19 protein-coding genes are annotated in these 24,048 nt (G+C 59.2%); 7 read left to right on the forward strand and 12 right to left on the reverse strand.

Annotation, left to right across the window (positions count from 1 at the left end):
• Positions 1-20: 20 nt before the first annotated feature.
• From SJY13_RS19515 to SJY13_RS19545, 7 genes are read right to left on the reverse strand one after another with little or no spacing between them, the layout of a single operon-like run.
• A complete protein-coding gene (locus SJY13_RS19515) occupies positions 21-497 on the reverse strand; it encodes a class I SAM-dependent methyltransferase (protein ID WP_377193305.1) in 477 nt (158 codons plus the stop codon).
• Complete coding sequence (locus SJY13_RS19520; protein WP_377193307.1) at positions 494-1,267, reverse strand: polysaccharide deacetylase family protein; 774 nt, start codon at positions 1,265-1,267, stop codon at positions 494-496. Before SJY13_RS19520 ends, SJY13_RS19515 begins: the two co-directional genes overlap by 4 nt.
• Complete coding sequence (locus tag SJY13_RS19525; protein WP_377193309.1) at positions 1,264-2,403, reverse strand: glycosyltransferase family protein; 1,140 nt, start codon at positions 2,401-2,403, stop codon at positions 1,264-1,266. The genes SJY13_RS19520 and SJY13_RS19525 overlap by 4 nt, the downstream gene beginning before the upstream one ends.
• A complete protein-coding gene (locus SJY13_RS19530) occupies positions 2,400-2,984 on the reverse strand; it encodes a histidine phosphatase family protein (protein ID WP_377193311.1) in 585 nt (194 codons plus the stop codon). Before SJY13_RS19530 ends, SJY13_RS19525 begins: the two co-directional genes overlap by 4 nt.
• Positions 2,981-4,057 (reverse strand): glycosyltransferase family 4 protein, encoded by a 1,077-nt coding sequence (locus SJY13_RS19535; RefSeq protein WP_377193313.1) that lies wholly within the window; start codon positions 4,055-4,057, stop codon positions 2,981-2,983. Before SJY13_RS19535 ends, SJY13_RS19530 begins: the two co-directional genes overlap by 4 nt.
• Positions 4,057-5,304: a glycosyltransferase family 4 protein gene (locus tag SJY13_RS19540; protein ID WP_377193315.1), complete on the reverse strand. Its 1,248-nt coding sequence runs from the start codon at positions 5,302-5,304 to the stop codon at positions 4,057-4,059. The genes SJY13_RS19535 and SJY13_RS19540 overlap by 1 nt, the downstream gene beginning before the upstream one ends.
• Positions 5,301-6,515 carry a glycosyltransferase family protein gene (locus SJY13_RS19545; protein WP_377193317.1) on the reverse strand — a complete coding sequence of 405 codons (1,215 nt, stop codon included), beginning with the start codon at positions 6,513-6,515 and terminating at the stop codon, positions 5,301-5,303. Before SJY13_RS19545 ends, SJY13_RS19540 begins: the two co-directional genes overlap by 4 nt.
• Before the next feature lie 373 nt (positions 6,516-6,888).
• On the opposite strand from SJY13_RS19545, the gene SJY13_RS19550 reads away from it, so the two are divergent.
• Positions 6,889-9,273 carry a mechanosensitive ion channel family protein gene (locus tag SJY13_RS19550; RefSeq protein WP_377193319.1) on the forward strand — a complete coding sequence of 795 codons (2,385 nt, stop codon included), beginning with the start codon at positions 6,889-6,891 and terminating at the stop codon, positions 9,271-9,273.
• Positions 9,274-9,361: 88 nt separating this feature from the next.
• Here the strand turns inward: SJY13_RS19550 and SJY13_RS19555 are convergent, their stop codons facing one another.
• Genes SJY13_RS19555 through SJY13_RS19575 form a run of 5 tightly spaced genes read right to left on the reverse strand, consistent with a single transcriptional unit; the run spans position 9,362 to position 16,582 of the window.
• Positions 9,362-10,717, reverse strand: coding sequence for a CoA transferase (locus SJY13_RS19555; RefSeq protein WP_377193321.1), 1,356 nt, complete (start codon positions 10,715-10,717; stop codon positions 9,362-9,364).
• Positions 10,714-11,868: an ABC transporter permease gene (locus tag SJY13_RS19560; RefSeq protein WP_085824310.1), complete on the reverse strand. Its 1,155-nt coding sequence runs from the start codon at positions 11,866-11,868 to the stop codon at positions 10,714-10,716. The genes SJY13_RS19555 and SJY13_RS19560 overlap by 4 nt, the downstream gene beginning before the upstream one ends.
• On the reverse strand, positions 11,865-12,893 hold the full coding sequence (locus SJY13_RS19565) for an ABC transporter permease (RefSeq protein WP_377193323.1): 1,029 nt from the start codon (positions 12,891-12,893) through the stop codon (positions 11,865-11,867). Before SJY13_RS19565 ends, SJY13_RS19560 begins: the two co-directional genes overlap by 4 nt.
• Positions 12,894-12,906: 13 nt before the next feature.
• Entirely contained in the window at positions 12,907-14,817 is a 1,911-nt protein-coding gene (locus tag SJY13_RS19570) for an ABC transporter substrate-binding protein (RefSeq protein WP_377193325.1), read from the reverse strand.
• Positions 14,810-16,582, reverse strand: a complete 1,773-nt coding sequence (locus SJY13_RS19575) for an ABC transporter ATP-binding protein (protein WP_377193327.1) — start codon at positions 16,580-16,582, stop codon at positions 14,810-14,812. The genes SJY13_RS19570 and SJY13_RS19575 overlap by 8 nt, the downstream gene beginning before the upstream one ends.
• 233 nt (positions 16,583-16,815) lie before the next feature.
• Here SJY13_RS19575 and SJY13_RS19580 point away from each other — a divergent pair, with 233 nt between their 5' ends.
• From SJY13_RS19580 to SJY13_RS19605, 6 genes are all read left to right on the forward strand, one after another.
• Positions 16,816-17,313 (forward strand): class I SAM-dependent methyltransferase, encoded by a 498-nt coding sequence (locus SJY13_RS19580; RefSeq protein ID WP_377193329.1) that lies wholly within the window; start codon positions 16,816-16,818, stop codon positions 17,311-17,313.
• 20 nt (positions 17,314-17,333) lie between these two features.
• On the forward strand, positions 17,334-17,963 hold the full coding sequence (locus SJY13_RS19585; RefSeq protein WP_377193331.1) for a glutathione S-transferase family protein: 630 nt from the start codon (positions 17,334-17,336) through the stop codon (positions 17,961-17,963).
• Between the two features lie 110 nt (positions 17,964-18,073).
• A complete protein-coding gene (locus SJY13_RS19590) occupies positions 18,074-20,476 on the forward strand; it encodes a GcvT family protein (protein WP_377193333.1) in 2,403 nt (800 codons plus the stop codon).
• Positions 20,476-22,029, forward strand: coding sequence for a trimethylamine methyltransferase family protein (locus SJY13_RS19595; protein ID WP_377193335.1), 1,554 nt, complete (start codon positions 20,476-20,478; stop codon positions 22,027-22,029). Before SJY13_RS19590 ends, SJY13_RS19595 begins: the two co-directional genes overlap by 1 nt.
• Complete coding sequence (locus SJY13_RS19600) at positions 22,030-22,704, forward strand: TetR/AcrR family transcriptional regulator (RefSeq protein WP_377193337.1); 675 nt, start codon at positions 22,030-22,032, stop codon at positions 22,702-22,704.
• Entirely contained in the window at positions 22,701-24,005 is a 1,305-nt protein-coding gene (locus tag SJY13_RS19605; protein WP_377193339.1) for an NAD(P)/FAD-dependent oxidoreductase, read from the forward strand. Before SJY13_RS19600 ends, SJY13_RS19605 begins: the two co-directional genes overlap by 4 nt.
• The last annotated feature ends 43 nt before the right edge of the window (positions 24,006-24,048 follow it).

Genomic DNA, 24,048 nt, shown 5'->3' on the forward strand with positions numbered 1-24,048 from the left:
TGCGCGGAAGAAACGCCTGATCAGGCCCTGTAGAACAGATAGCGGTCGGGCGCGATTGTGTCCGGGCCGCTGACCTGTTCAAAGCCCACCAAAGGTTGGCCCGAGATCAGCCACCCGCCTGGCATCATCACTTGCGCGATCAGCGGGCTGAGACGTGCCGCCTCGGCCACGTCGTCGGCCTTGATACCGCGCCCGAAATCATAATGTGCCAACGCGATCCTGTGGTTGCCAGCAGCCAGCTTTTCAAGCATGGGCTCTGCCTCACCCTGCAAGAAGTCCTCGGCCGGAGGGGTGCTGGAGGGATGGCATTGCAACATTCGGTCCATCACCCAGATACGCCGGTTCGGCAGAATTTCCCGCAGGTGATCGTAGGTGCGGCCATTGCCCAGCCCCATATCCAGAACATCGCCAGCCAGATCCGATATCTGGGCCACCGCCCAGTTCAGCCCGTCGCGTTGGGCCGTCAGGCGGCGCAGCATGGAATCCAGTCGGCTCATTCGGGGTCTCCGGTCTGTTTGGATGACGGCGCGGTCCAGACATAACTTGGCCCGGCCAGCAGTCTGCGCAGCAGGTCTTGGGTAAAGGTCCAGATGTCTTGATCATGGACCAGATGGTGGGTCAAGATGCCAAACGGCTCTGTGTTATCGGCTCGCCCCTCGCGCCGGTCGCGTAGCATTTGAGCTGTCTTGTCGATCAGCATGTTTGGATCGGCCAGCCCCCTGGTTCCGCGCCAGTCAATCGGGTCTAGATGAGTGTTGATCTGCTCAAGCCCCGGCGCGGGTGTGGCCGTCTTGCGTGGCGTCGCGGTCGAGACAAAGCGATAGCCCAGGCCCGGCAGTTCCTGAACCACTTCGGGCGCGACACGGTTCCAGGGCGGCACGAACATCGGGTTCAGCCTGTCCCCAAACACTGTCTGCATGCGCTGCAATCCTGCAAGCGCATCGTCGGTGATCTTGTCCATCGGCCGGTGCAGTCGGAATTCAGATTTCTTTTCATTTTGGGGCGCGTTGTTGTGATGTGCCCAGCCATGCACAACAGGGATCAGCGTGAGGTGGCGCGCGACATGCTCTGCCAATTCTTCATCTGCGTCCCGAGGAATGATGGCCAGATGCACCGGCAGGGCAAGGGATTCCGACAGCTTGGTCAGCTCCTCAAGCTGAGATGTCGCTGCAATCGCGTCGTCGTCGCGCCACCACAGCGGCAATGTCAGCGCTTGGGATTGCCATAGGGCGAGTTCGGCCTCCAAAGGGCACCAATCGGCGGTCATGCCCGCGCCTTCAACTGTTTGGCAATTTCGACCGATTTAGTGGCCCCGTCAAAGCCTCGATCGGATATCGGTCGGGGGTCTGACGTTACAACCTCAGCCACGGCTCGGGCCAGCGTCTCGCCATCCAGTTTTTTGCTTGGCAAAACACTTGTCGCGGGCATTTCGGACAAGGTTTGACCCCGCAGGCTTTGCTCAACCTCTTTTCCGTCATCGAAGGGAACAAATACAGCAGGGGTGCCGGATTGCAGAATATCCAGCGCAGTGTTGTAGCCGCACATGCTGACCGAGGCTGCGGCCAGGGGCAGCATCTGGCGAAAATCAGGGCGCACTGGCTCGATAATCACCGACGTATCTCCTGCCAATTGTCTTAGCTGATCAATACGCGCCGGTGCATCCTGTCCGCCCACCAATAGGCGCCAGCGCCTGTTGGGCATCTGGCGGGCGGCCTCGATGGCCGCACGAAAGATCGGTTGGCCCACCGATCCCCCACCTGCGCTGACCAAAACCTCGTCTTTGCCTACGCCCTCGCGGTGTGGCGCCGGAGCCTTCGGAGCGACAAAACCGGTATAGTACAGACGGTCGTTTAGGCGATCTGTGACTGGCCAGCTGACCGCAAGCGGAATGACGTTCTGGTCAGAGTGGACGAGAACACCGTCATAATATTCACAAACGATGTCTTCAGTGCGGTCTGCCTTTGACGGTTTGGACGGCGGGGCCAGAATATCGCGGATCGAGCCCAGGATGATCGGTTTTCTTGGCAAGTCGCGGGCCGCCTGTAGACCGGCAAGGAACTCGGCGGCCAGGGACCGACGGCCAAAGGGGAAAAGTTCCGTGATCAGCACATCCGGTGCGAAACTTTGGACCGCCTTGACCAGCGCAGTTGCGCGGGCTGCGTGATAGGCCTCTTCAGCGACTTCGCCGCTCTGGGTTAGCAGCCGTGTGAAATCAGTGCCATCCGATCGCAGCGGCGGCAAACCCAACAGGGTCATACCGGCGCTGTCCAGTTGCGGCGCAGGCATCCCGCCGGTTGCCACAAAAGTCTCGTGCCCGTCTTCCACAAATGCCCGGCCCAGCGTCAAGGCGCGGCTCAGGTGCCCTGTCCCCAGCAAATGGGTAACAACGATCATCACTTTCATTGGGTCGTCTCCGGCCGGATCAGGCGCACAGGGTCGGGCAGGGCAGTCAGTGTTGTCATATCCACGATATACAAGCGGTTGCGCTTGATTTGAAAGGGGGCGGGACCAGCAAATTCCCATCCCCAGGCCCGGGCCAGAATGACCCGTATGATGCCAATGTGACACACGGCGATGCTGTCCGAACTCAGACCGTTCAGCCAGGGTTCCAATCGGGTCCAGACCTCGGCCGGGCTTTCCCCGTTTGGCGGGCGAAAATCCCAACTCCAGCCTTCGATGTGGCGGTATCCGCTGTTTGGGTCGGCAATCAGGTCCACGCCGCACAAACCTTCCCAATCGCCCCAGTTCATCTCTGTCAATGCCTCCGAGGTGAGAGGATCATGTCCGGAAACCAGCCGCGCAGTCTCACTTGCCCGCAGTAGTGGGCTGGACCACAAGGCTGCGCGGTCCCAGGGTTCCGGCAGCCGCGCTGCTGCCAGCTCGGACCGGGCATCGTCATCCAGCGGAATGTCGCTGCGCCCCTGAATGCGCCCCGCGCGGTTCCAGTGTGTGTGACCATGGCGTAGTAGGGCCAGTTTGGTCATGTTTGCCCCCTGACCAATGGTCGAACCGCCGTCCAAAACCGGTCGGTTGCCGCAGGCATAAGGTGGCGCATGGCAATCCGGTCGCGGGCCTTGGCACCCAGTGACAGCCGCAACGGTCGGTCGTTCAGCAAGCTGTGTAGTCTGGCGGCAAGCGCCTCAGGGCCTGCATCGATTGACGGATAGTCGGATTGGGCAAGCACATCCCTGACGCCGGGCCTGTCCTGCGCGACAACCGGAAGACCATTGGCCTGCGCCTCAAGATAGATCATGCCATATGCCTCGTTCACACCGGGCCAGACCAACAACGCGGCTGTCTGGTACAGCGCCTGTACAGTGTCGTGGTCGAGTTGGCCGAGAAAGCAGGCCTTGTCGCCAAACGGGGCCATGAGCGCTTGGACCTCTGCGCGGGCCGGGCCATCCCCTACGATGTTCAATGCCCAATCCCCCCCTAACTGCGCCAGTGTCTGCGCAAGGATGTCATATGAGGCCAGCTTGTCTCCGTGTCGCATCATGCCGACCGCCAGCATCGGCCCATCGCAAGAGGACGCGGGCGGCAGGTCCGCGCTTGGTAAAAACGGCGGCAGTTCCACCAGGCTTTGACCTGCGACCCAATCCCGCTGCAGCGTGATCAGGTCATTTGCAGTGTGGTAGAAGATCACACGAGCGGCGTCACACGCGCCATGCGCGGACTCGGCAAACCCGGCCCAGGGACCGTTCAGGCGGCTGGTCGCACGGGTGCTTTCCAGTTGCACATATAGGATGTCCCGCGCCTTGCACACAGCCGGGCCCAGCAGATCTGGCGCTTTGTAATAGTTGTGATAGGTCACCCAAAGCGCCGTGTCCGCGGGCAATTCAGCGATCAGCCGTTGGACCTCAGCTTCGGCCTCATGGCGCAGCTCGGCCTGTATCTGTGTGTCGCCATGTTTGTCGTAGACGCGCAGCCGGGATACCAGATCAACGCTGTCCCCTGGCGCCGCAATTGCCCGCATCAGGTTGCGCGCCATTTCACGATCCCCGGATGGCACCGGACTGTCCGGAGATTTCATCGGGGTGTAAAAGGCGACCCGGGCCATCAGTCTTTGCTTGCGCCCAACGCGCTAAGCCGTTTTGACAAAAGGGCAATGCCGGGATCCATGCGGAACTCGGCGAGCAGGCGGTTATAGGCATTGGTGGCCATGGCTGCTGACTTGTCGGGCTGGGCCGCCAATTGGGTGATAGCAGAAGCCAGCGCGGCGGGGTCATCGCCGGACAGCACACCGTGGGTCCCGGTTTCAATGAATTCGGGAATGGCTGAGACCGGAGTGGACAGGATTGGCAAAAGCTGAGATGCGGCCTCCATCAGAACATTTGGCAACCCGTCGCGGTCACCATCCGCGGCGATGCGGCTGGGCAGTACAAACAGATCGGCCGCGCGCATGGCCGCGATGACCCCGGGCTGGTCACAGGCCCCTGCCCAGGTGATCCTTTGCGACACGCCAACTGCTGCGGCCCGGTTGCGCAGCGCCTCACCAAGGGTGCCGCCACCAATATGGGTCCAGTGCCAATCGAGTGCCTTTGGCAGTAAGGCAAACGCGTCGATCAAGCGGTCGAACCCCTTTTTCTCGACCAGCCGTCCAACGGACAGCATGTGAAACGATCCATCCGCTTCGCGGACATTTCGTTCAGGAGGGGCTGGAAAACGGCTCAGGTCCAAACCGTGATAGATCAGATCGACCCGTTTGGGATCATCGGCCAGACTGCGCAGGTGATCTGCGCCAATGGCCGTACAGGTCGCGCCAAAGGCTGCGCCATGGGTTTTGGCCTGCAGCTTTTCGGTTTTTTCCCAATCGGGAGAGGTCCAGATGTCCTTGGCGTGGGCGGAAAAGCTCCAGGGCAGGCCGCGCATGATGGCGGCATAACGCGCGACCGAGGACGGTGTGTGCATGAAATGCGCGTACATCACCTGCGTTGCATCGGGCAGTTCGGCGGCCAGCACACAGGCCTGCCCGAACCGGCGGATACGGTTATGGGTGGGATCGCGGCGCAGGTCGGCGCGCCAGACCTTATAGGCCTCGGCATAGCCAGGCAGGCGCTGCGCGGCGTCGCGGGCAGCCCAGACGCGCTGTGGTTCCTGGTACAGGTATTCGGGCAGGTAATGCACCTGACCGCTGAACCGATCGTGCAACGGGTGACGTTTAACGTCCGTCGGATGGCGCAGGGACCAGATGTCAAAGCTGTGGCCAGCATCCTGCAAGGCGACCAGTTCCTGTGCGATGAACGTCTCGGACAGGCGCGGCCACCCTTTGACCAACACCGCCAATTTCGGCTGGGTTGAGCTCATCCGGTGGCCCGTTCCTGTTCCCGGCGCAACAGGGCATCCACACGGTCAGTCACATAATCCAACCCGTCCAACAGCCCATCCCGCATAGCCTCGGACGGCAAGGCCTGGGTCGGCAAATTGCGGATGGCCTTAATCATCGCGGCCGTTGTCAGCCCGTCGCGGAATTCGTCCAACATCCGCACCAGCCCCAGCCCCTCGGCGCGCGAAGCACGTATCCATTGCTCCAGGCGCGGCGTTGTGCGTGGGACGATGACGGCGCGCTTGTCAAAAGACAGAACCTCGCAAAACGTATTGTAGCCCCCCATGCAAACCACGCCAGCGGCCCCGGCAAACAGCGTTTCGATCTGAGATTCGAACCCCACAGCTGTCACACGCCCGTTCAGCGCAGCAACGCGCGCCTCAAAATCCTCGCGCAGCTCACCCGACAGGAACGGGCCGTAAACCAGCACAGCGCGTGGTGACAGGTCGGGATCTTGTTCATAGGCGGCCAGCACGAGGTCCACCATCGCCCTGCCATCGCCACCTCCGCCCGGTGTGATCAGGATATAGGGCTGTTCCGGCGGCTCACCCACCGGGCCGAGATCGCGGCGCAGATAGCCGGTCCAGTGAATGCGTGACTGTGCCGCCGGGCTCAGTGGCAATCCTTCGGTCGGGTCATAGATCGAGCGCATGCCATAAACCCAGATCTCATTATAGAATTTCTCGGTTGCAGCGACGGCTTCTTTACGTTCCCACTCGGCGGCAAGAACTTCGGGTTCGTCCAGCACATCGCGCAAGCCCAATACCAGTTTGGTGCGCCTGGAGCGCAAAAGGCTTTCCAAAGTGGGCAGCAGCTCGCCGCGAAAACCGGTGGGCTCTTTGTCGACGATCAGCACGTCCGGATCAAACTGCTGAACAGCGGTCTGAATCAGGCCAGAGCGCAGCTCGGTCACTTCTTCGATACCCATCCCGATCGTGCGCGCTGCATAAGATCCATCGGCACGTTTGGTTACACCCGGCAGTCGTACATGGTCGACGCGGCGTGGAAAGGTGAAACGTCCGGCCACCGGTGATCCGGTCAGAATCAAGGCCGAGGCCTCTGGGTTGGCTTGCGTTATCGCGCCGGCCAGCGTGCGTGAACGCCGCAAATGACCCAATCCGAACGTATCGTGACTATAGAACAGGATGCGCGGCGCCCGGCCGTATGTGTCGTTGTGTTGTCCTAGGCTCATGCCTTCGCCTGTCGTGTTTCTCGGTGTAAATCCGCGCGTTTACACCCGTTATCGTATATTCTTTGTCGGCGCTTGCCAAAGGGATTGCTTACGTCGTGCAAATTCAAAAAACATTGCGAATTGGCAACATCTTGCGCCCCGGCTTGTACGTGGCCCAGTGCGCATACGGCGCGTGCCGCACTTGCAACCATCCTTGTTTATCTCGTCGGGTTTGTCATATGCGGTTTTTGCAGGGTTGCAAGCCATCTTGGTGCAAACATTGCACCGGGAACACGACCTGACACGATATTGAGAAGCCCGATGCTGAATATTTGTACCCGGGCAGGTGCTTATGTAACCTGTGGCGCAACATGCGAATTGGACAGAAAACGCGATGAAACTCAAACTGTTTGCCGGACTTTCTCTGATAATCTGGGCATTTGCAGTGGCCTTTGCCACAGGCGCCGCGGCGCAGACGTCTTTGATTCCCGGGTATAGTTCGGGTTCTGAATCCACAACGGGCACAAGCGAAGACGGTGATCTGGCCGCCGCGATCAAGGCCGCAACCGACTCTGGTGCCAGCGTGATTGTCATCGATAGCACCGGCCAGATTGTGTCATCCGGGGCACAGCAAGGCAGCACGGCAAATGCTGCAGAGCCGCACGATCCGATGGCGGGTGGATCGCAACTTATGAAGGCGCAGGAGCGGTTCTCGAAATTTCGGCATTCCATGGAATCCAGGCTCGAGGCGCTGCCATATTCGATTTTTGAGGTGCAATACGTCCTGCGCCAAACCAGTCCGGATGGTCGAATCCAGACCTATGTCGAAGTTCTGGCCTGGAACATCGTGTTCCTGCTGCTGGGTCGTTGGTTGTCCATCGAGATATATGGCAAACGCCTCGCCAGAAGAGTTGTTGTGGCGCGGTCCAAAGATAACCCGCAGGGGTATCGTGAAAAGATGCCGTTTCTGGTCTTTCGGTTTGTCATGGGGATCGGGGGCACGATTTTTGCGATGATCATGGCCCTGATCGTGGGGTATCTGATCTTTGGCGAGGCCGAAGACATCTCGGTCCAATTCACGCTCACAGCCATATTCACGGCCTTCTTCCTGTCCCGCACAGTGTCCGATCTGTGGCGCATGGTGCTGTCGCCTTATCTGAGCCAGTACCGTATTCCGCCGTTTTCCGACAGAGATGCCAAACGGCTGTACTTCTGGGCCTCAGCCCTTGCGACCTATGATATCTCGGTGGTGTTGTTTGCGACCTGGGTGGCGGATTTCGGTCTGAACTACAACGTTTACGCCATGGTCTATGGCGGTCTGACCATGTTTGGTGCGCTGGGTAACGTGCTGATGATCCTGTTCAATGCCCGCGCCATTTCGAACGCGCTGCGTGGCGGACGGGCGCCGGGTCAGGTGTCATGGATCGCCCGTTCCATTTCCTACGCCTGGGCACCAGTTGTGGTGCTTTACATCGTGTTCAGCTGGTTCAAACTGGCGGTTGATCTGGTGCTCGAAAACGAAAACTCGGTTCCGATTGTGGCCAGCACCTATGGAATATTCATGTCGGTGGTCGTGGCCTACGGCGCGATGAACTATTTGCTAGAGCGGTATTTTGACCGCAACCGCAAACTGGCGGTTGTGAGCCCCGAGACTGAGGTTGAGGTGGATGAAGACGCCGCGATGCGCCACGAAACCGCCGAAGCCGAGAAGCGTAAACATACGATCCTGACTTATGAGGACCTGGCGCGCCGCGTGGCCGGTATTCTGGCTTTTGTTGTTGGTCTTTACGCGCTGGTCGTCATCTGGAACCCCGACGCAAGCTGGAGCGAGGATCTGCCGATTGAGCGTGCGCTTGATGTGATGGTCATCTTGTTCATGGGCTACATTCTATTCCATTTCTTCCGCATCTGGATCGACTCGAAAATCGCCGAGGAAACCGACATGGGCGGGGAAGAGGCCGAACTGGGCGACGAAGGGGGCGAAGGCGGGCAAAGCCGGTTGGCGACGCTGTTGCCGCTGTTCCGGGGCGCAATACTGGCGGTGGTTGTCGTCACCATTGTTCTGATCACGCTGATGGAGTTGGGCATCAATGTCAGCCCGCTATTTGCGGGTGCCGGTGTGGTTGGTCTGGCCGTTGGGTTCGGGTCGCAGACACTGGTGCGGGATATCTTTTCCGGCGCCTTCTTTCTGCTGGATGATGCGTTCCGAAAAGGCGAATATATCGACATCGGTGATGTGAAGGGGACGGTTGAAAAGATTTCGGTTCGGTCCTTCCAGCTGCGCCACCATCTGGGCGCGCTGAACACGATTCCATTTGGTGAGATCAAGGTTCTGACCAACTATTCCCGTGACTGGGTGATTATGAAGTTACCACTGCGGGTGACCTACGACACTGATGTCGAAAAGGTGCGGAAGCTGATCAAGAAGCTGGGTCAGGAAATGCTGAGCGATCCGGTGATCGGGGAAAACTTCATTCAACCGCTGAAATCGCAGGGCGTGATCGAGATGCAGGATTCGGCGATGATCATCCGGGTCAAGTTCATGACCAAACCGGGTGATCAGTGGTTGGTGCGTAAGAAGGTCTATCAGGATATCCGGGAATTGTTCGCGCGCGAAGGCATCAAGTTTGCCCATCGCGAGGTCACCGTGCGTCTGGCCGATGGCAAAGAAACTGAGAACCTGACTCCCAAAGAGCGTGAGGCAGTAACCGGTGCCGTTCAGGCTGCAATTGACGAGGATTATCTGGACGATATCGGCCCCGGAGGGGATGACCGCTAAGGGCCTCTCTCGCCCCATTGGGCTGCGTCTCTGACGAGGCGAAATCCAATGCGTTGGGCCGGGCCGCGCGTACCGCGCGGCGGTCTGCTCAGACTGTTTGCGACTGCCAGTTCGGTTGAGACGTTCCCAGTTTCGATGCGGGCAGGGGCCAGGACATTCGGGCGGCCCCCACCGAGAGTGCAGGTTTCAGGCGCTGACCCAGACCCCAGTCAGAAGCTTCTTGTTTCTGGGCATAATCCTCGGGTTTTGCGTCGGTGATATCTTCGTCCGCATCAGCCTTGCCCAGTGCGGCCAACAGCTCGGCCGTACGGGCCAGCGACAGTTGGGCATGCATGATCGCGTTCCCAGAGGCGGCCTCGGCCATCGCCGACAAAACGGCGGCAGCCATCAGATACCCGGTTGCGTGGTCCAGCGCTTGAACCGGCAATGGCGTGGGCCGGTCAGTTTTTGCCCAGGCACGGCCCGCATCCGCGATCCCGGCGCTCATCTGAACAAGGCTGTCAAAGCCACGCCTGTTGGACCAGGGCCCCTGCCAGCCATAGGCGTCCAAGGTAATCTCGACCCTGTTGGGGGCAATTTCATCGCGTTTGACCTTGCCCAGCCCAAGGGCATCCAGCGCGCCGGGCCGGTACCCGTGCACAAAGACATCAGCCTGGGACAGCAACGTATGCAGTTTCTCCAGCCCGGTTGGTGTTTTCAGGTCAAGATACGCGCAGCGCTTACCCAGAGAAATATCGGGGATTACGCCGGGTTCGTCCCAGCCGGGCGGGTCTATACGCAGCACCTCGGCCCCGAACCCCGCAAGCGTGCGGGTTGATACCGGACCCGCCAGAACGCGAGTGAGGTCCAGAACCCGCAAACCGGTCAATGGCCGCGCGATTGTGGCCTCAGACCTGTCGCGCAGCTTGATACGGCGTGGGCTGTGCCAACCGATCAACGGATCGCGCGACACCGCACGGCCCTGCGGATGCTCGAGCCAGTCCGACCGGCTGCGCATCGCTGCCGCAACCCCGCCTGCGGCAACAATGTCGGTTTCCAGACCCGCGACGGTCCACCCCCTCAGCGCTTGCGCAACGGCGTCCCGATCCGGTGCTGTCTTCAGAACCTTCAGTGCCGCTGCTCTGTGATGGGGCAGGTTGGTGTGCAACCTGATCCAGCCGTCTGCAGCCTGATAATCCCCGGCGATGGCGTCCCAGAGGTTGGGCATGTCCCAGCCTTCGGGCTGGAAGGAATACCCATACCAGAGAGAGGCAAGCCGGTGATCAACCGAAAACCCGGGCGGCTGGGGCGCAAGGTTCAGCGCCGCCACGAGCCGCGCCAGCTCCTGACCCACGGCGGCAAAACTGGCCGTGGCCAGCTCGGATACTGCAAAAACGCTGGGCCGTGCTCCTTTTCCGGTCGTTTCGAAACTGTCCGACGCAGGAAGGGCAGAGATCAGGGTCATTGCTGATACGGGTCCAGACTGTCGCGCAACCCGTCGCCGAGGAAGTTGAAGGCAAGCACGATGACGATGATCGGCAGCATCGGGATGGCCGTCCACGGGTAGATCTCGATCGAAGCCAGGTTTTGGGCGTCGTTCAGCATCACCCCCCAGCTGACCGCAGGGGCCCGCAGGCCAAGGCCAAGGAAGCTGAGCGCGGTCTCCCCGAGGATCATAGCCGGGATCGACAGGGTGGCCGAGGCAATCAGGTGCGACATGAAATTGGGCAGCAGGTGTTTTCGGATCACCCGGCCCGAACTTGCGCCCATCATCTCAGCCGCGCGAACATATTCTTCTTCGCGGAGGGACAGGAATTTGGCGCGCACGGATCGGGCCAGCCCGGGCCAATCCAGTATCCCGAGGATGATTGAGATAATGAAGAACACCGCAACGGGACTCCAGTTCGACGGCACGGCCGCAGACAGCGCTAGCCAGAGCGGTAGTTCAGGCAGAGAGCGCAGAATCTCAATCACGCGGTTAATCACCCAGTCGATCTTGCCGCCGAAATACCCGGCGATCGAGCCGAATAAGATGCCAAGTGTGAATGAGACGGAAATGCCGATCAAACCCACCGTCAGCGATAATTGTGCGCCATAGAGGATGCGGCTGAACACGTCGCGGCCCAGGCGGTCGGACCCCCACAGGAACAGGGTCGCCCCTTCGGGAGCGCAGAACAGATGCGTGTCGGTTTTGATCAGACCGGCCAGTTTGTATTCTGACCCTTCGCAGAAAAATCGGACTGAACGCGGGTCATCCGTGGCGGGCACAAACGTCCACTGAAAGGTTTCAAGATCGGCCTCGGCCACAATGGGAAAGACATAGGGGCCGATAAACTCGCCCTCGTAGAACCAGTTGACGCTTTGTGGGGGCGCGTACAGATGCTCTCCGTTTCGTTCATTTGGTCCATAGGGTGCGATGAACCCGGCAAAGGGCAGCATCACGTAACACAGCAGCAGGAAAATGCCCGAGATCAGCCCCAGCTTATGGGTTCTGAACTTGCGCCACACCAAGATCCAGTTCGGCGCGTCCAGATCGGCGCGCTCAAGCTGTTGAAGAGAGGCCTCGGGGTCGAAGGGGGCATCGTCGACATAGCGACCATCGGGTAGTTTGGTCATGCTTCACGCCCCTCATACCGGATACGCGGATCGAGCATGACCAGCAGAATGTCAGAGATCATGGTGCCGATCAGAGTTAGCAGGGCCACGAACATCAAAATGAAGGCTGACAGAAACTGATCCTGCGTTTTCAACGCCGTCAGCAAGGTGGGGCCAATGGTTTGCAGGCCCAGAACAACCGAAACCAAAACCGAGCCTGAGATCATCGACGGCAGCAGGTTACCGATATCAGCGACAAAGGGGTTGAACGCCACGCGCAGCGGGTATTTTGTCAGCATCCGAGACGGGGCCATGCCTTTTGCGATGGCAGTTTCCACATAGGGTTTGCCAAGTTCGTCCAGCATGTTCGCTCGCAGTCGCTGCATCATTGCCGATGCGCCCGAAGTCCCGATCACGAAGGTTGGAACAATCAGGTGGATGAGGATGGATTTCAATTTCTCCCAGCTCATCGGCAACCCTTCGAACGAAGGATCCATCAGGCCGCCAATGGGCAGGTTGAAATAGCGGTGGCCGTAGTAAAACAGGATCAGCGCCAGCAGAAAGTTCGGCGTGGCCAGGCCCAGATAGCCCACAAAGGCCGACGTATAGTCGATCCACGTCCGCGATTTCGCAGCGGCGAGCACACCCAGCGGCAGGGCCACAGCATAGACAAACAGGATGGCCGCAAGGTTGACCACAACGGTCAGCCAAAGAGTGTCGCCGACAATTTCGGCCACCGGACGGTCAAACTCAAAGGACCAGCCGTAATTGCCCTGCAACAGGCCTTCGAACCCATGCGGACCGGGCCAAAAACCAATCCAGATCAGATATTGCTCCCACATCGGGCGATCCAGCGCATATTCCGCGCGCAGGAACTCGGCCTTGGCCACACCGGCGGATTGGCCCGAGGCCTGCAACTCGGCGATCTGATTGCTCAGATAGTCGCCAGGTGGCAGGTTGATAATCACGAAAACCAGAACCGACACCACCAACAGTGTCAGCAGCATCGTGAAAAAGCGATACACCGCATAGCGCAGCATGACCATTTAGCTGCTCCTGTCAGTCGGCGAAGAAAAATTCGTCCGGACGGTGAATGCCGAAATGCGCGCCGGGTTCCCAGGCCCACATGGCCTGTTCGGGGACGTTGCGCAAACGGTTCGATACAACAATCGGCTGTGGCGCGCCGTTCAGGATGCCAATGGCATACAATTGATCTGCGTGGATATTGAGCATTTCGGTCCAGACTGCCTCGCGCTCTTCATCTGTGTTGGCAACTTCCCAGTCATGGGCCAGTTGCATCAGGCGTTCCGCCTCGGGCATGTCCGGGGCTTCGCCAACTTCGCCTCCGGTCTGGTAATACTGGCCCCATTTAGGCCAGGCCAGAAACACCTGATCGGTCGGCGCCAGATAGGCCGGGGATGTGTGGACCTGCGGGATACCATCATCCCAGCCGAACCAGACCGAGGCCATGGTGCTGCCCGCGAAAACCCGGTTGCGCAGGATGTCTCGGTCCAGCGGGCGCATCACAAGATCCACACCAATGTCACGCCATGTATCCGTCACGATCTGGAGGGCGTTTTCAACCTCTTGCCGCTCGCCTGCGGTTTCGATGACCAGCTCCATCGGGCGGCCGTCAGGCAAAAGGCGAACGCCGTTCTTGTCACGTTCGGTCAGGCCAGCCTCATCCAGCAGGGTATTGGCCATGTCGGTGTCATACTGGGCCCAGGATTGCGCGTTTTCCTCATCGTAAAAGGGCGAGGCCGGCAGCACCGACATCGCACCCGGTTTGGCGAGTTTGAAATACAGCGCCTGATTGATGGTCTTGCGATCAATTGCCAGCGACAAAGCACGGCGTACACGGACGTCGCGCAGAACGTCGCGCCAGCCCTCATCGGCAAAGTTCAGGTTGGGATAGATCGCAATTTGCGAGGCCACCCCGGTATTCCACAACAACGTTTTGTAGTCTCCGCCTGCCTCACCTTTTTTCAGGATAGAAGCGTCGCGGAAGGCCAATCCACGACCCTGCAGATCGCTTTCACCTGCGTTTGTCTTTGCGGCGACAAGGCCGGGGGCCACGATCTCCATCTCGACCACGTCAATATAGGGCAGCTGCACACCATTGCTGTCGATGCGGTGATAATAGGGGTTGCGCACGAAGTTATGCCTGATCTTCTTGCCGGAACTGGCATTTAACCAGGGCTGCAAAGTAGGCAATTCGTGGTTGTCGAACTTATACAGGTTATCCAGTTTGTTATGCAGCGCCGCCCAGCTTTTGACGCGGGCATCGTCGACCTGAAACGCCAGTTCTTCCGCATCGGCATATTGCTCGTGATACTGTTTCAAAAACGCGGATGGTCGATAAATAAAGGGCGGTCTGGCCTGTGCCAGCGATTGTAGAAAGTCCGGGTTTGGATCTTCCCATTCATAGACAACCGTGACCTCGTCTGGGAAAGTGACTGTCGGTGTCTTGCCTTCGACGATCAGGAAATCCGGCGGGCCTGAGGGGCTTAGAAGGTCGTTATTGGCAACGTCATCCCACCAGTAGCGAAAATCCTCGGATGTGAACGGAGAGCCATCCGACCACTTATGCCCATCCCGCAAGTGCAGGGTGAACTTGCGATTGTCTTCATTCTCGAACGACTGCAGCAGATCAGGTACGATTTCGTATTTTTCATTAAATCCCACCAGCCGCGCATAGCCGTAGACAACCATCTGGCGGATATCCTTGGACCGCGTAACCATGGTGCGCAATGTTCCGCCCGGCGTTCCGAACGCGCGCCCTTTGGCACCAAGATCCACAACCAATGGCTCGACCGGCAGGCGTTCCTGCACCGGGGGCAGATGCCCCGCTGTCACCTCGGATTTCCAGAATTCACCTTCCTGAGGGGCGGGTGTGTCTGCCGTGGCGGGCAGCATCCAACTGACAGCCAGCGTAGCGGCCAGAAGCAGGGGGCGAGTGGTCTTAAACATGGCATCGTACCTTATGGCCGGGCTCCATCTCTACCAAAGAAGGTATCACGGAGTCGGTAAATCGGAAGGCGTCATCCCAACTGTCTGGTGAACCAGCACCCAAAGCAACCAGTTTTAGGTCGATGGGGCGGTTGATGTCGGGTTCCGGTTGAGCGGCTATCAGAGCCTTGGTGTAAGGGTGGCGGGGATTGTAAAAAAGGGTCTCGGGCGGCGCCTGTTCAACGACTAGCCCTCGGCGCATGACAGCGACTTCGTCGGCGATACGCGCCACAACAGCCAGATCGTGAGAGATAAAGAAATAGGACAGGTTCAGGCTGTCCTGCAGATTCTCGAGCAGTGTCAGAATCTGCTCTTGCACAGACACGTCGAGAGCCGAGGTCGGCTCGTCACAGACGATAAGCTGTGGGTCCAGCATCATCGCGCGGGCAATGGACAGGCGCTGGCGCTGACCACCGGAAAACGCGTGAGGGTAGCGTTTTAGCATGTCGGAATTCAGACCGACCCGCTCCAGCATCTCGGCCGCCTTATCCCGCTGTTCGGATGTCGTTCCAACTTTGTGGATCTCCAAAGGCTCGGTCATGGCGTCCTGAACGCGCATCCGCGGGCTGAGGGAACTGTAGGGATCCTGAAACACCATTTGCGCCTTGCGTTGAAAGGCGGTGCGCTGGGCGCGGGTCATGTCATGGACTGGAATTGGGTCTTCGGTGGGCGATGTTCGGAACAGCACCTCACCGCCGGGGTTGGGGCGTTCCGCCCCAAGCGCAATGCGGGCTGCCGTCGTTTTTCCCGAGCCGCTTTCGCCGACAACTGCAAGTGTCTTGCCCCGTGCAAGCTTTAGATCAACACCGCGGCAAGCATGTATCAACCGCTCACCCTGCCAGCCCTTGCTGGACCGCATAGTGTATGTCTTTGACACGTCCTTCATCTGAAGGATCAGGTCCTTGTCCGGCATAGGCAGTCCAACGGAATCTTCGTCAGGGATCGCGGGGGCGGCGTCGAACAGCTGTTTGGTATAGGGATGGGCCGGTGCGGTGAGGACTGGCGCGGCAGCTCCGGCCTCCATCACGCGGCCCTTGTGCATGACGACCACCTGTTCGGCCATATTGGCCACCACGCCCAGATCATGGGTCACAAGGATCAGCGCCATGCCGGTTTCGCGCTGAAGCTCTTTGATCAGCCCCAGAACCTGCGCCTGTGTCGTAACGTCCAGTGCGGTTGTCGGCTCGTCTGCAATCAGCAATTCCGGCTTGGCCACCATCGCCATCGCGATCATGGCGCGCTGGCGCATGCCGCCAGACAGCTCGAACGGATAAGAATCATAGGCGCGCTGGGGATCGGGAAACCCCACACGCTCAAACTGCACCAGCACTTCTTTGCGGGCCTGCGCTTCGGACGCGCCGCGATGCAGCCACAGAACTTCGCTGACCTGATTGCCGATCTTGTGCAGAGGCGACAGCGACCGCATCGGTTCCTGAAAGATCATCGAAACCCGATTGCCGCGGATGTCCCGCATCTGGCGTTCGCTGATCGAGATCAGCTCGTCCACGCCTTTGGAATCATTCAAGGTAATAGAGCCGCTGCGAATCTGCGCGGTGCGCGGCAGGATGCGCAAAGCGGCGCGGCACGAAATGGTTTTACCCGACCCGGATTCGCCGACCAAAGCCAGCGTCTGCCCGGCCTCAACATCAAAATTCACGCCTTGGACAACGGACTCACCCGCACCAAATCCGATGCTGAGGTCCCTGACGGACAGCAACGCAGTCATGCGGGTATTCCACCCGAAGGGCCGTAGGTCGGCATCGGCTTGATCAACTCCCTGTGTTTTTTGTCGCAGTTTCGCGCGGTTGTGCCTGACTAGTCAAACCCGTTCTTGGGCCGAAACGTCGCGGAAACGTGAAACTGAGGCCAAATTGCCTACACAAAGCCGGTAGGATTTGTCATCACATACCATGTCGGCCACTTCTTGCGTGCCGACTGGTATCAAGGAGAGATTTCCCCGTGTCCGACGCCCAAAGCAGATTGGATCTGTTCATCGACCGCATGGTGTCTCAGCGCACCTGTCTGGATTACGCCATCTCACAGTCTCATGGGATGCCTGGTCCTGTATTCGAACTGGGTCTTGGCAACGGCCGCACGTACCATCACATGGTACAGTACATTGAGAACCGCCCTGTTTACGTGTTCGAGCGCGCGGTTGCCTCTCATCCGGATTCGACGCCGCCCGATGATCGTGTGATTCTGGGTGACGTCCGTGAGACGCTGCCAGCCTCGTTGGATCGTTTCGGGGCCACCGCCAGCCTTATCCATGCGGACCTTGGAGGGCATAACCGGGAAAAAAACGATGCCTTTGCCAGATTCGTTTCCCCGCTGATCGAACCGTTGCTAGCCGAAGGTGGCCTGATGGTGTCCAGCGACCGGATGTATTTCGACACCCTGACCGAATTGCCTTTGCCGCCCACCGCAGTGGATGGCCGATGTTTTATCTATCGCCGCTGACGGGCTAAGAGGATATTTCCATGCTATTCTACGATTGCGCGACTGCCCCCAACCCGCGCCGGGCCCGCATGTTCATTGCTGAAAAAGGGCTGGATATAGAAACCCGGCAAATCTCGATCGCCAAGGGCGAACAGCTGAGCGGTGCTTTCAAAGCAGTCAATCCGAATGCGACCATTCCGGTTCTGGTTACGGATCAAGGCACAGTGCTGACCGAAAACCTTGGGATCGCGGCATATCTCGAAGCCCGTTGCCCCGAGCCGCCGTTGATGGGACGCACGGCGGACGAAAAGGGATTGGTTTTGATGTGGAACAGCCTGGTCGAACAGCAAGGCGGGATGCCCATTGCTGAAACCCTGCGAAATACGCATCCGGCTTTTGCGGATCGGGCTATTCCGGGTCCGGTAAATCACGCGCAGATTCCCGAGCTGGCCCAACGTGGGGCGGTACGGGTCGGGCTTTTCTTTGACCTGTTGGAAACGCGGCTGTCTGAGAGCGCCTATATCGCCGGGCCGGATTTCACCCTTGCCGATATCTCTGCCTTTGTCTTTGTGGACTTTGCCCGCGTCATTAAGGCGCGGATTCCGCAGGAAAATTCTGCCACTCTGGCGTGGTTCGAAGGGATTGGTTCGCGCCCCAGCGCGCAGCTTTAAACCTTGCCACCGGGTTTCATGATTTCTGACGGCCAGGACTGTACAGAAATGTCTAGACAGAAGTGAACAGTGCGTCTAGCGTCCTTTGCAATCATGCAGGGGAGAGCAGGATGAAATCTCAGTATAGGGTTGTGGTCATTGGCGGCGGCGTTGTGGGTGCGTCGGTTCTGTATCATCTGGCCAAGTTCGGATGGTCGGATGTGGTCATGCTGGAACGTCGGCGCCTGGCGTCGGGGTCGTCCTGGCATGCGGCGGGGGGCATTCATGCGCTGAACGCCGATCCCAATATGGCGTCACTACAGGCCTATACGATTGATCTGCTCAGCGAGATCGAAAAGGAATCCGGCCAGAATATCGGCCTGCATATGACGGGCGGCCTGACGCTTGCGGGAACGCCGGAGCGTTGGGAGTGGCTGCAGGCGAATTACCGGATTTTCCAATCCATTGGCATTGACGATTGCGAATTGCTGTCCCCGGAAGAAGCGCAGAGGCGCTGCCCGATCATGTCGACCGACGGCGTGTTGGGGGCAATGTGGGCCGACCGTGAAGGATACATCGATACCACGGGCACAGTGCAGGCCTACGCGACGGCTGCCAAGAAACGCGGCGCTGAGTATTACGAGGAAACCAAGGTCGAGGAGTTGATCCAGACAGACGACGGCTGGCAGGTCGTGACCGACAAAGGAACGATCACGTGTGAGCATGTGGTCAATGCCGCCGGCCTCTGGGCCAAACAGGTGGGGCGTATGGCGGGGGTTGAGCTGCCGGTTTCGCCTTTGAAACACCATTATCTGATCACCGATTCCATTCCCGAAGTGGCCGCCGCTGATTTTGAGATGCCAATGACCGTCGATCTCGAAGGTTTCACCTATATGCGGCAGGACCAGAAGGGCGTCCTGATTGGTATCTATGAGGTCGATCACGAACATTGGGCGATGGATGGCGCGCCCTGGAACTATGGTGAAGAGCTGTTTCAGGAACAACTCGACCGGATCGAAAACGAACTGACGCTGGGCTTTGAACGTTATCCCGCGATCCAGGACGTCGGCATCAAGACGTGGGTGAATGGCGCGTTTACGTTTTCGCCGGATGGCAATCCGCTGGTGGGCCCCGTTCCGGGCAAACGCGGTTACTGGACGGCCTGCGCAGTTATGGCCGGTTTCCTGCAGGGCGGCGGCGTTGGCAAGACGCTAGCCGAGTGGATGATCCAGGGCGAACCCGAGGCGGACGCATGGCCGATGGATGTGGCGCGTTATGGCGATTTTGCCCAGAACAAGCGCTATATTCGCGAAACCACCGGGCAGTTCTATTCCCGCCGGTTTGTAATGACCTATCCGAACGAACAACTGCCCGCGGGTCGCCCGATGAAAATGGCACCGGCCCATGACGCGATGACCGAAGCCGGGTGCAAATGGGGCGTCAGCTGGGATCTTGAGGTGCCGCTGTATTTCGCACCGCAGGGGTTCGAAGAGACGCCGACGCTGAAACGATCCAACGCGCATGACATAGTGGCCGAAGAATGCCGGACCATTCGCGAAGGCGTCGGCCTGCTGGATATCACGGGCTTTTCCCGGTTCGAAGTATCTGGACCAAATGCCAAGATTTGGCTGGACAAGGTCATGGCGTCGAAGCTGCCCGCGCCGGGGCGGGCCAAGCTGGCACCGATGCTGGGTGAGAATGGGCGCCTAAAAGGCGATCTGACCGTTCTCAACTGGGGCGATGGCACATGGTGGATCATGGGCAGTTACTACCTGCGCGCCTGGCATATGCGCTGGTTCGATGACCATATGATTGACGGTGTTTCCATCCGCGATCTTGGTGAGGAATACTGTGGCTTTGGCCTTGTCGGTCCGAAATCGCAGGCTGTGATCGAAAAGCTGGCGGAACAGGATATCTCGGGCCTGAAATTCATGGGTTGCGGTGATTTCGACATCGGCCTGGTGCGCGCCCGCGTTGCGCGCATGTCTGTGACCGGCGAAAAAGGTTATGAAATCAACTGCCGCTATGGCGACCATATCAAGCTGCGCCGGATGTTGCTTGAGGCCGGGGCCGAAAATGGCATTTGCGAATGCGGTTTCAACGCCATGCTGTCAACGCGGCTTGAGAAGAGCTTTGGCATCTGGTCGGCAGAATTCACCCAGGCCTACACGCCCAGTATGACCGGAATGGATCGCTGGATCGACTGGGACAAAGAGTTTGTCGGCAAACAGGCCGCGTTGGCCGAGCGGGACGGAAACGGGCCGGCGCAGGTGCAGGTCACGCTTGAGGTCGACGCGTTGGACGCCGATGCCAGCGGCTACGAGCCGATCTGGGCGGGCGAAGACGGCGTCGGGTTCGTCACCTCGGGCGGGTTCGGGCATTACACCGGCAAGTCGCTGGCCATGGGGCTGGTCAACCAAGACAAGGCAGAACCGGGCACGGAACTGTCCGTCCATGTGGTTGGCGTTGAATGCTCTGCGCGGGTGATCGCGCCGTCACCTTATGATCCACAGGGCAAGGCGATGAGGGGCTGATGGTCACCTCACAAACACCCGAGCGGAGCAGACGGCGGCGGGGGCGCGGTGCAGACGCCCCGCCAAAGCCTTGCCGCGGTGTGAACTACCGCCAGCTTAAAAACCCCTTCCCGCAGATGGAGGTTTTCCCGGCCGATCATATGGCGGATATGCACGATACTGCCCTGCGGATGCTGCAAGAGCTTGGCGTCCGGGTCCTGCTGCCCGAAGCGCGAAGGATATTCGCCAAGGCTGGTGCAAAAGTTGATGAAGACAGTGAAATGGTCTTTATCGGGCACGATATAGTCGAGGCTGCGGTTGCCTCGGCCCCCAAGTCCATCGCTTGCCAGGCGGGCGCGCGGCACCGGGATTTCACGCTTGAATTGGGCTCGTTGGTGTTCCAGCCGGGGGCCGGGGCCCCCAATGCCACGGATCTGGAACGCGGGCGGAGACCGGCGACAGGGCAGGACTATCTGGAGTTCCTGAAGCTCACGCATCATTTTGATGTATTTCAGATGATCTCGCCTCAGGTCGAACCGCAGGATGTACCGACCCATCTGCGGCACTACTTCACCACGCGGGCGCAGATGGAACTGACGGACAAGTTCCCGTTCTTCTTCTCGCGCGGGACACCGCAGGTAACGGACTGCTTTGAGATGTTGTCCACCGCGCGTGGTCTCTCAGACGATGTTTTCCGCGCCAATCCGCATTGCTACACGATCATCAATACCAACAGTCCGCGGACACTCGATATCCCCATGGCCCAAGGTTTGATTGACTTTGCCCGATATGGCCAGATGTCGATCATCACGCCGTTCACTCTGATGGGGGCAATGGCACCCATCACCGTTGCGGGCGCAATCACTCTGTCCCATGCCGAGGCGCTTGCGGCGCTGACGCTGACCCAACTGACCAACCCCGGCGCGCCGGTCTGTTACGGGACATTCACCAGCAATGTTGATATGAAATCGGGCGCTCCGGCCTTTGGGACGCCCTCGCATTTTCAGGCGTCACTGGCCGCTGGCCAATTGGCGCGGCATCTGGGTTTACCCTGGCGGTCAGCGGCCGGGTCGGCCTCGAACAGCAATGATGTCCAGGCGGCCAATGAAAACCAGTTTGGTCTGTGGGGTTGTCTGATGGCCGGGGCGACGGTGATTATCCATTCTGCTGGCTGGTTGGAAGGTGGTCTGACTGTATCCTTTGAGAAACTGGTTTGCGACGCCGAAGTGCTGAACATGGTGGCGGAACTATGCGCCGGTGCCCAGGCCGGACGCGACGAGATTGGCTTTGACACCGCGCTGGCCGAGGTGGAGCCCAGCGGTCATTTCTTTGCCTCCAGTCAGACGATGGCGCGTTACAATACCGAGTTTTACCAACCGCACCTGCACGATTATGCCAATTTCGGAACCTGGACAGAACGCGGCTCGGTGGACGCCAACCACCGGGCGACCGGAGTTTGGAAAGACATCCTTGCTAATTTCGAACCCCCGGACCAAAACGGCGACGGGCTGGCCGCGCTCGAGACGTTTATTGCCCGACGAACTCAGGAGGGCGGCGCGCCGCCGGAAAGCTGAATGAACACCAAACCCATCCTTCACCGTGATGATCCAGAGGCCGAACCACTGGTCGGCAACGTCAAGGTCACGCGAGACGATTGGCTGAACGTGGCGATGGACGTGCTGATCTCGGACGGGGTGGACCAGATAAAGGTTCTGAACCTGGCCGAGCGGATGGCCGTGTCCCGGTCTTCGTTCTATTGGTATTTCAAATCCAGGCAAGAGCTGCTGGATGCGCTACTGGCCCGGTGGCAGGCCACCAATACCGCCGCGCTTGTCGCGCAGTCCGAGGCCCCGGCAGACACTATCACAGGTGCAGTTTGCAACGTGCACCGCTGCGTGGTGAACACCGATCTGTTTGACACGGCGCTGGATTTTGCCGTGCGCGACTGGGCACGTAAATCGGGCAAGGTCCGGCGGTCATTGGACCAATCGGATGCCCGTCGGTTGCAGGCCCTGCACGCGATGTTCGCGCGCTATGGTTATTCTGAGATTGAGGCCGAAACTCGCGCCCGCGTGCTGTATTACATGCAGATCGGCTATGACCTTGCACAGCTGAACGAACCCATGTCGGTGCGGATCGCAATGGTTCCGCACTATCTTTACGTCTTCACCGGGGTCGAACCGATGTCCGAGGAAGTCGAAGAATTCAGCGCCTATTCAAAGCGCTATTGGAAAGGAGATCCCTCATGAGCCAACCAGATGCAATCATCATCGGAACAGGTGTGATCGGCGCAGCGGTCGCGTTTGAAATGGCCAAGGCGGGGTGGAAAACCCTGTCGCTGGACCGCAACGCTCAGGTTGGTCATGGCTCGACCGCCGGGTCCTGCGCGATCATCCGGATGCATTATTCGACCTTCGACGGCACGGCGTTTGCCTGGGAGGGGTACCATTACTGGCGCGACTGGGCCGAATATCTGGGCCTGCCTGACGACGCCAATCTGGCGCAGTTCCGCGAAACGGGATGTCTGGTGATGAAAACAGACGCCAACGGGATGCTGGACAAGCACATGAAAAACAGCGCCGATCTGGATTGCCCGTTCGAGGAGTGGTCGCCCAAGAAGATCGTCGACCGGTTACCGGTTTACTCCCTGGACAGCTTTACGCCGCCCAAACGTATGGACGATCCTGACTTTGGCCAACCAAATGGGCGCAAGATGCAAGGGGGCGTGTTCTGGCCTCAGGCGGGGTATGTCACCGATCCGGCCCTGTCGGCGCAAAACCTTATGGATGCGGCCAAACAGCATGGCGCTGAGGTGCGCACCGGGGCAGAAGTTGTTGAGGTTTTGGCAGAAGACGGGCGCGTGGCGGGTGTCAAACTGGCCTCGGGTGAAGAGATCCGCGCCAAGGTTATTGTAAATGTAGCCGGGCCCGGCTCGGCCATCATCAACAAGCTGGCAGGCGTGCTGGACGACATGACCATCGAAACCCGCCCCCTGCGGCAAGAAGTGGTGCATGTGCCTGCGCCCGAAGGGTTTGATTTTGAACACCAGGGCACAATCGTTTCAGACAGCGATATCGCGCTTTATTGCCGGCCTGAGCATGGCAACCACATCCTGATCGGTTCGGAAGATCCGGAATGTGATGCGCATCAATGGTGCGAGGATGACGTGCACTACAATCACGATTTCACCGATCAATGGACCACGCAGGCGATGCGTTATGCGCAACGCGTGCCCAGCCTTGGCATCCCGTCCAAAACCCGCGGTGTGGTCGATCTGTATGACGCGTCGACGGACTGGATTCCTATCTATGACAAATCCAGCCTGCAGGGGTTCTACATGGCCTGCGGCACCAGCGGGAACCAATACAAGAACGCGCCAATTGCGGGCAAAATGATGACCGCGCTGATCGAATACTGCGAAGGTGGGGTGGATCACGACGCGCAGCCACTGCAGTTTGAACTGCCCTATATCAAACATGCGATCGATGTCGGGTTCTATTCCCGCAAGCGCCCGATCAATGAAGAAAGCAGTTTTTCGGTTCTGGGCTAGCTTGCGCTGCCAAATGCTCTAACTATCCTGAAAGCTGCAAAAA

This window comes from Ruegeria meonggei (genome assembly GCF_042768335.1).
Classification (GTDB): Bacteria; Pseudomonadota; Alphaproteobacteria; order Rhodobacterales; family Rhodobacteraceae; genus Ruegeria; species Ruegeria meonggei.

Bases quoted from the DNA above. Each gene is read 5' to 3' on its own strand.
- SJY13_RS19555 (WP_377193321.1), bottom strand. From the start codon at position 10,717: ATGACCCTGATCTCTGCCCTTCCTGCGTCGGACAGTTTCGAAACGACC.
- SJY13_RS19590 (WP_377193333.1), top strand. From the start codon at position 18,074: ATGAAATCTCAGTATAGGGTTGTGGTCATTGGCGGCGGCGTTGTGGGT.
- SJY13_RS19550 (WP_377193319.1), top strand. From the start codon at position 6,889: ATGAAACTCAAACTGTTTGCCGGACTTTCTCTGATAATCTGGGCATTT.
- SJY13_RS19530 (WP_377193311.1), bottom strand. From the start codon at position 2,984: ATGACCAAACTGGCCCTACTACGCCATGGTCACACACACTGGAACCGC.
- SJY13_RS19540 (WP_377193315.1), bottom strand. From the start codon at position 5,304: ATGAGCTCAACCCAGCCGAAATTGGCGGTGTTGGTCAAAGGGTGGCCG.
- SJY13_RS19575 (WP_377193327.1), bottom strand. From the start codon at position 16,582: ATGACTGCGTTGCTGTCCGTCAGGGACCTCAGCATCGGATTTGGTGCG.
- SJY13_RS19560 (WP_085824310.1), bottom strand. From the start codon at position 11,868: ATGACCAAACTACCCGATGGTCGCTATGTCGACGATGCCCCCTTCGAC.
- SJY13_RS19520 (WP_377193307.1), bottom strand. From the start codon at position 1,267: ATGACCGCCGATTGGTGCCCTTTGGAGGCCGAACTCGCCCTATGGCAA.
- SJY13_RS19600 (WP_377193337.1), top strand. From the start codon at position 22,030: ATGAACACCAAACCCATCCTTCACCGTGATGATCCAGAGGCCGAACCA.
- SJY13_RS19535 (WP_377193313.1), bottom strand. From the start codon at position 4,057: ATGGCCCGGGTCGCCTTTTACACCCCGATGAAATCTCCGGACAGTCCG.
- SJY13_RS19515 (WP_377193305.1), bottom strand. From the start codon at position 497: ATGAGCCGACTGGATTCCATGCTGCGCCGCCTGACGGCCCAACGCGAC.
- SJY13_RS19605 (WP_377193339.1), top strand. From the start codon at position 22,701: ATGAGCCAACCAGATGCAATCATCATCGGAACAGGTGTGATCGGCGCA.
- SJY13_RS19545 (WP_377193317.1), bottom strand. From the start codon at position 6,515: ATGAGCCTAGGACAACACAACGACACATACGGCCGGGCGCCGCGCATC.
- SJY13_RS19585 (WP_377193331.1), top strand. From the start codon at position 17,334: ATGCTATTCTACGATTGCGCGACTGCCCCCAACCCGCGCCGGGCCCGC.
- SJY13_RS19595 (WP_377193335.1), top strand. From the start codon at position 20,476: ATGGTCACCTCACAAACACCCGAGCGGAGCAGACGGCGGCGGGGGCGC.
- SJY13_RS19525 (WP_377193309.1), bottom strand. From the start codon at position 2,403: ATGAAAGTGATGATCGTTGTTACCCATTTGCTGGGGACAGGGCACCTG.
- SJY13_RS19565 (WP_377193323.1), bottom strand. From the start codon at position 12,893: ATGGTCATGCTGCGCTATGCGGTGTATCGCTTTTTCACGATGCTGCTG.
- SJY13_RS19570 (WP_377193325.1), bottom strand. From the start codon at position 14,817: ATGTTTAAGACCACTCGCCCCCTGCTTCTGGCCGCTACGCTGGCTGTC.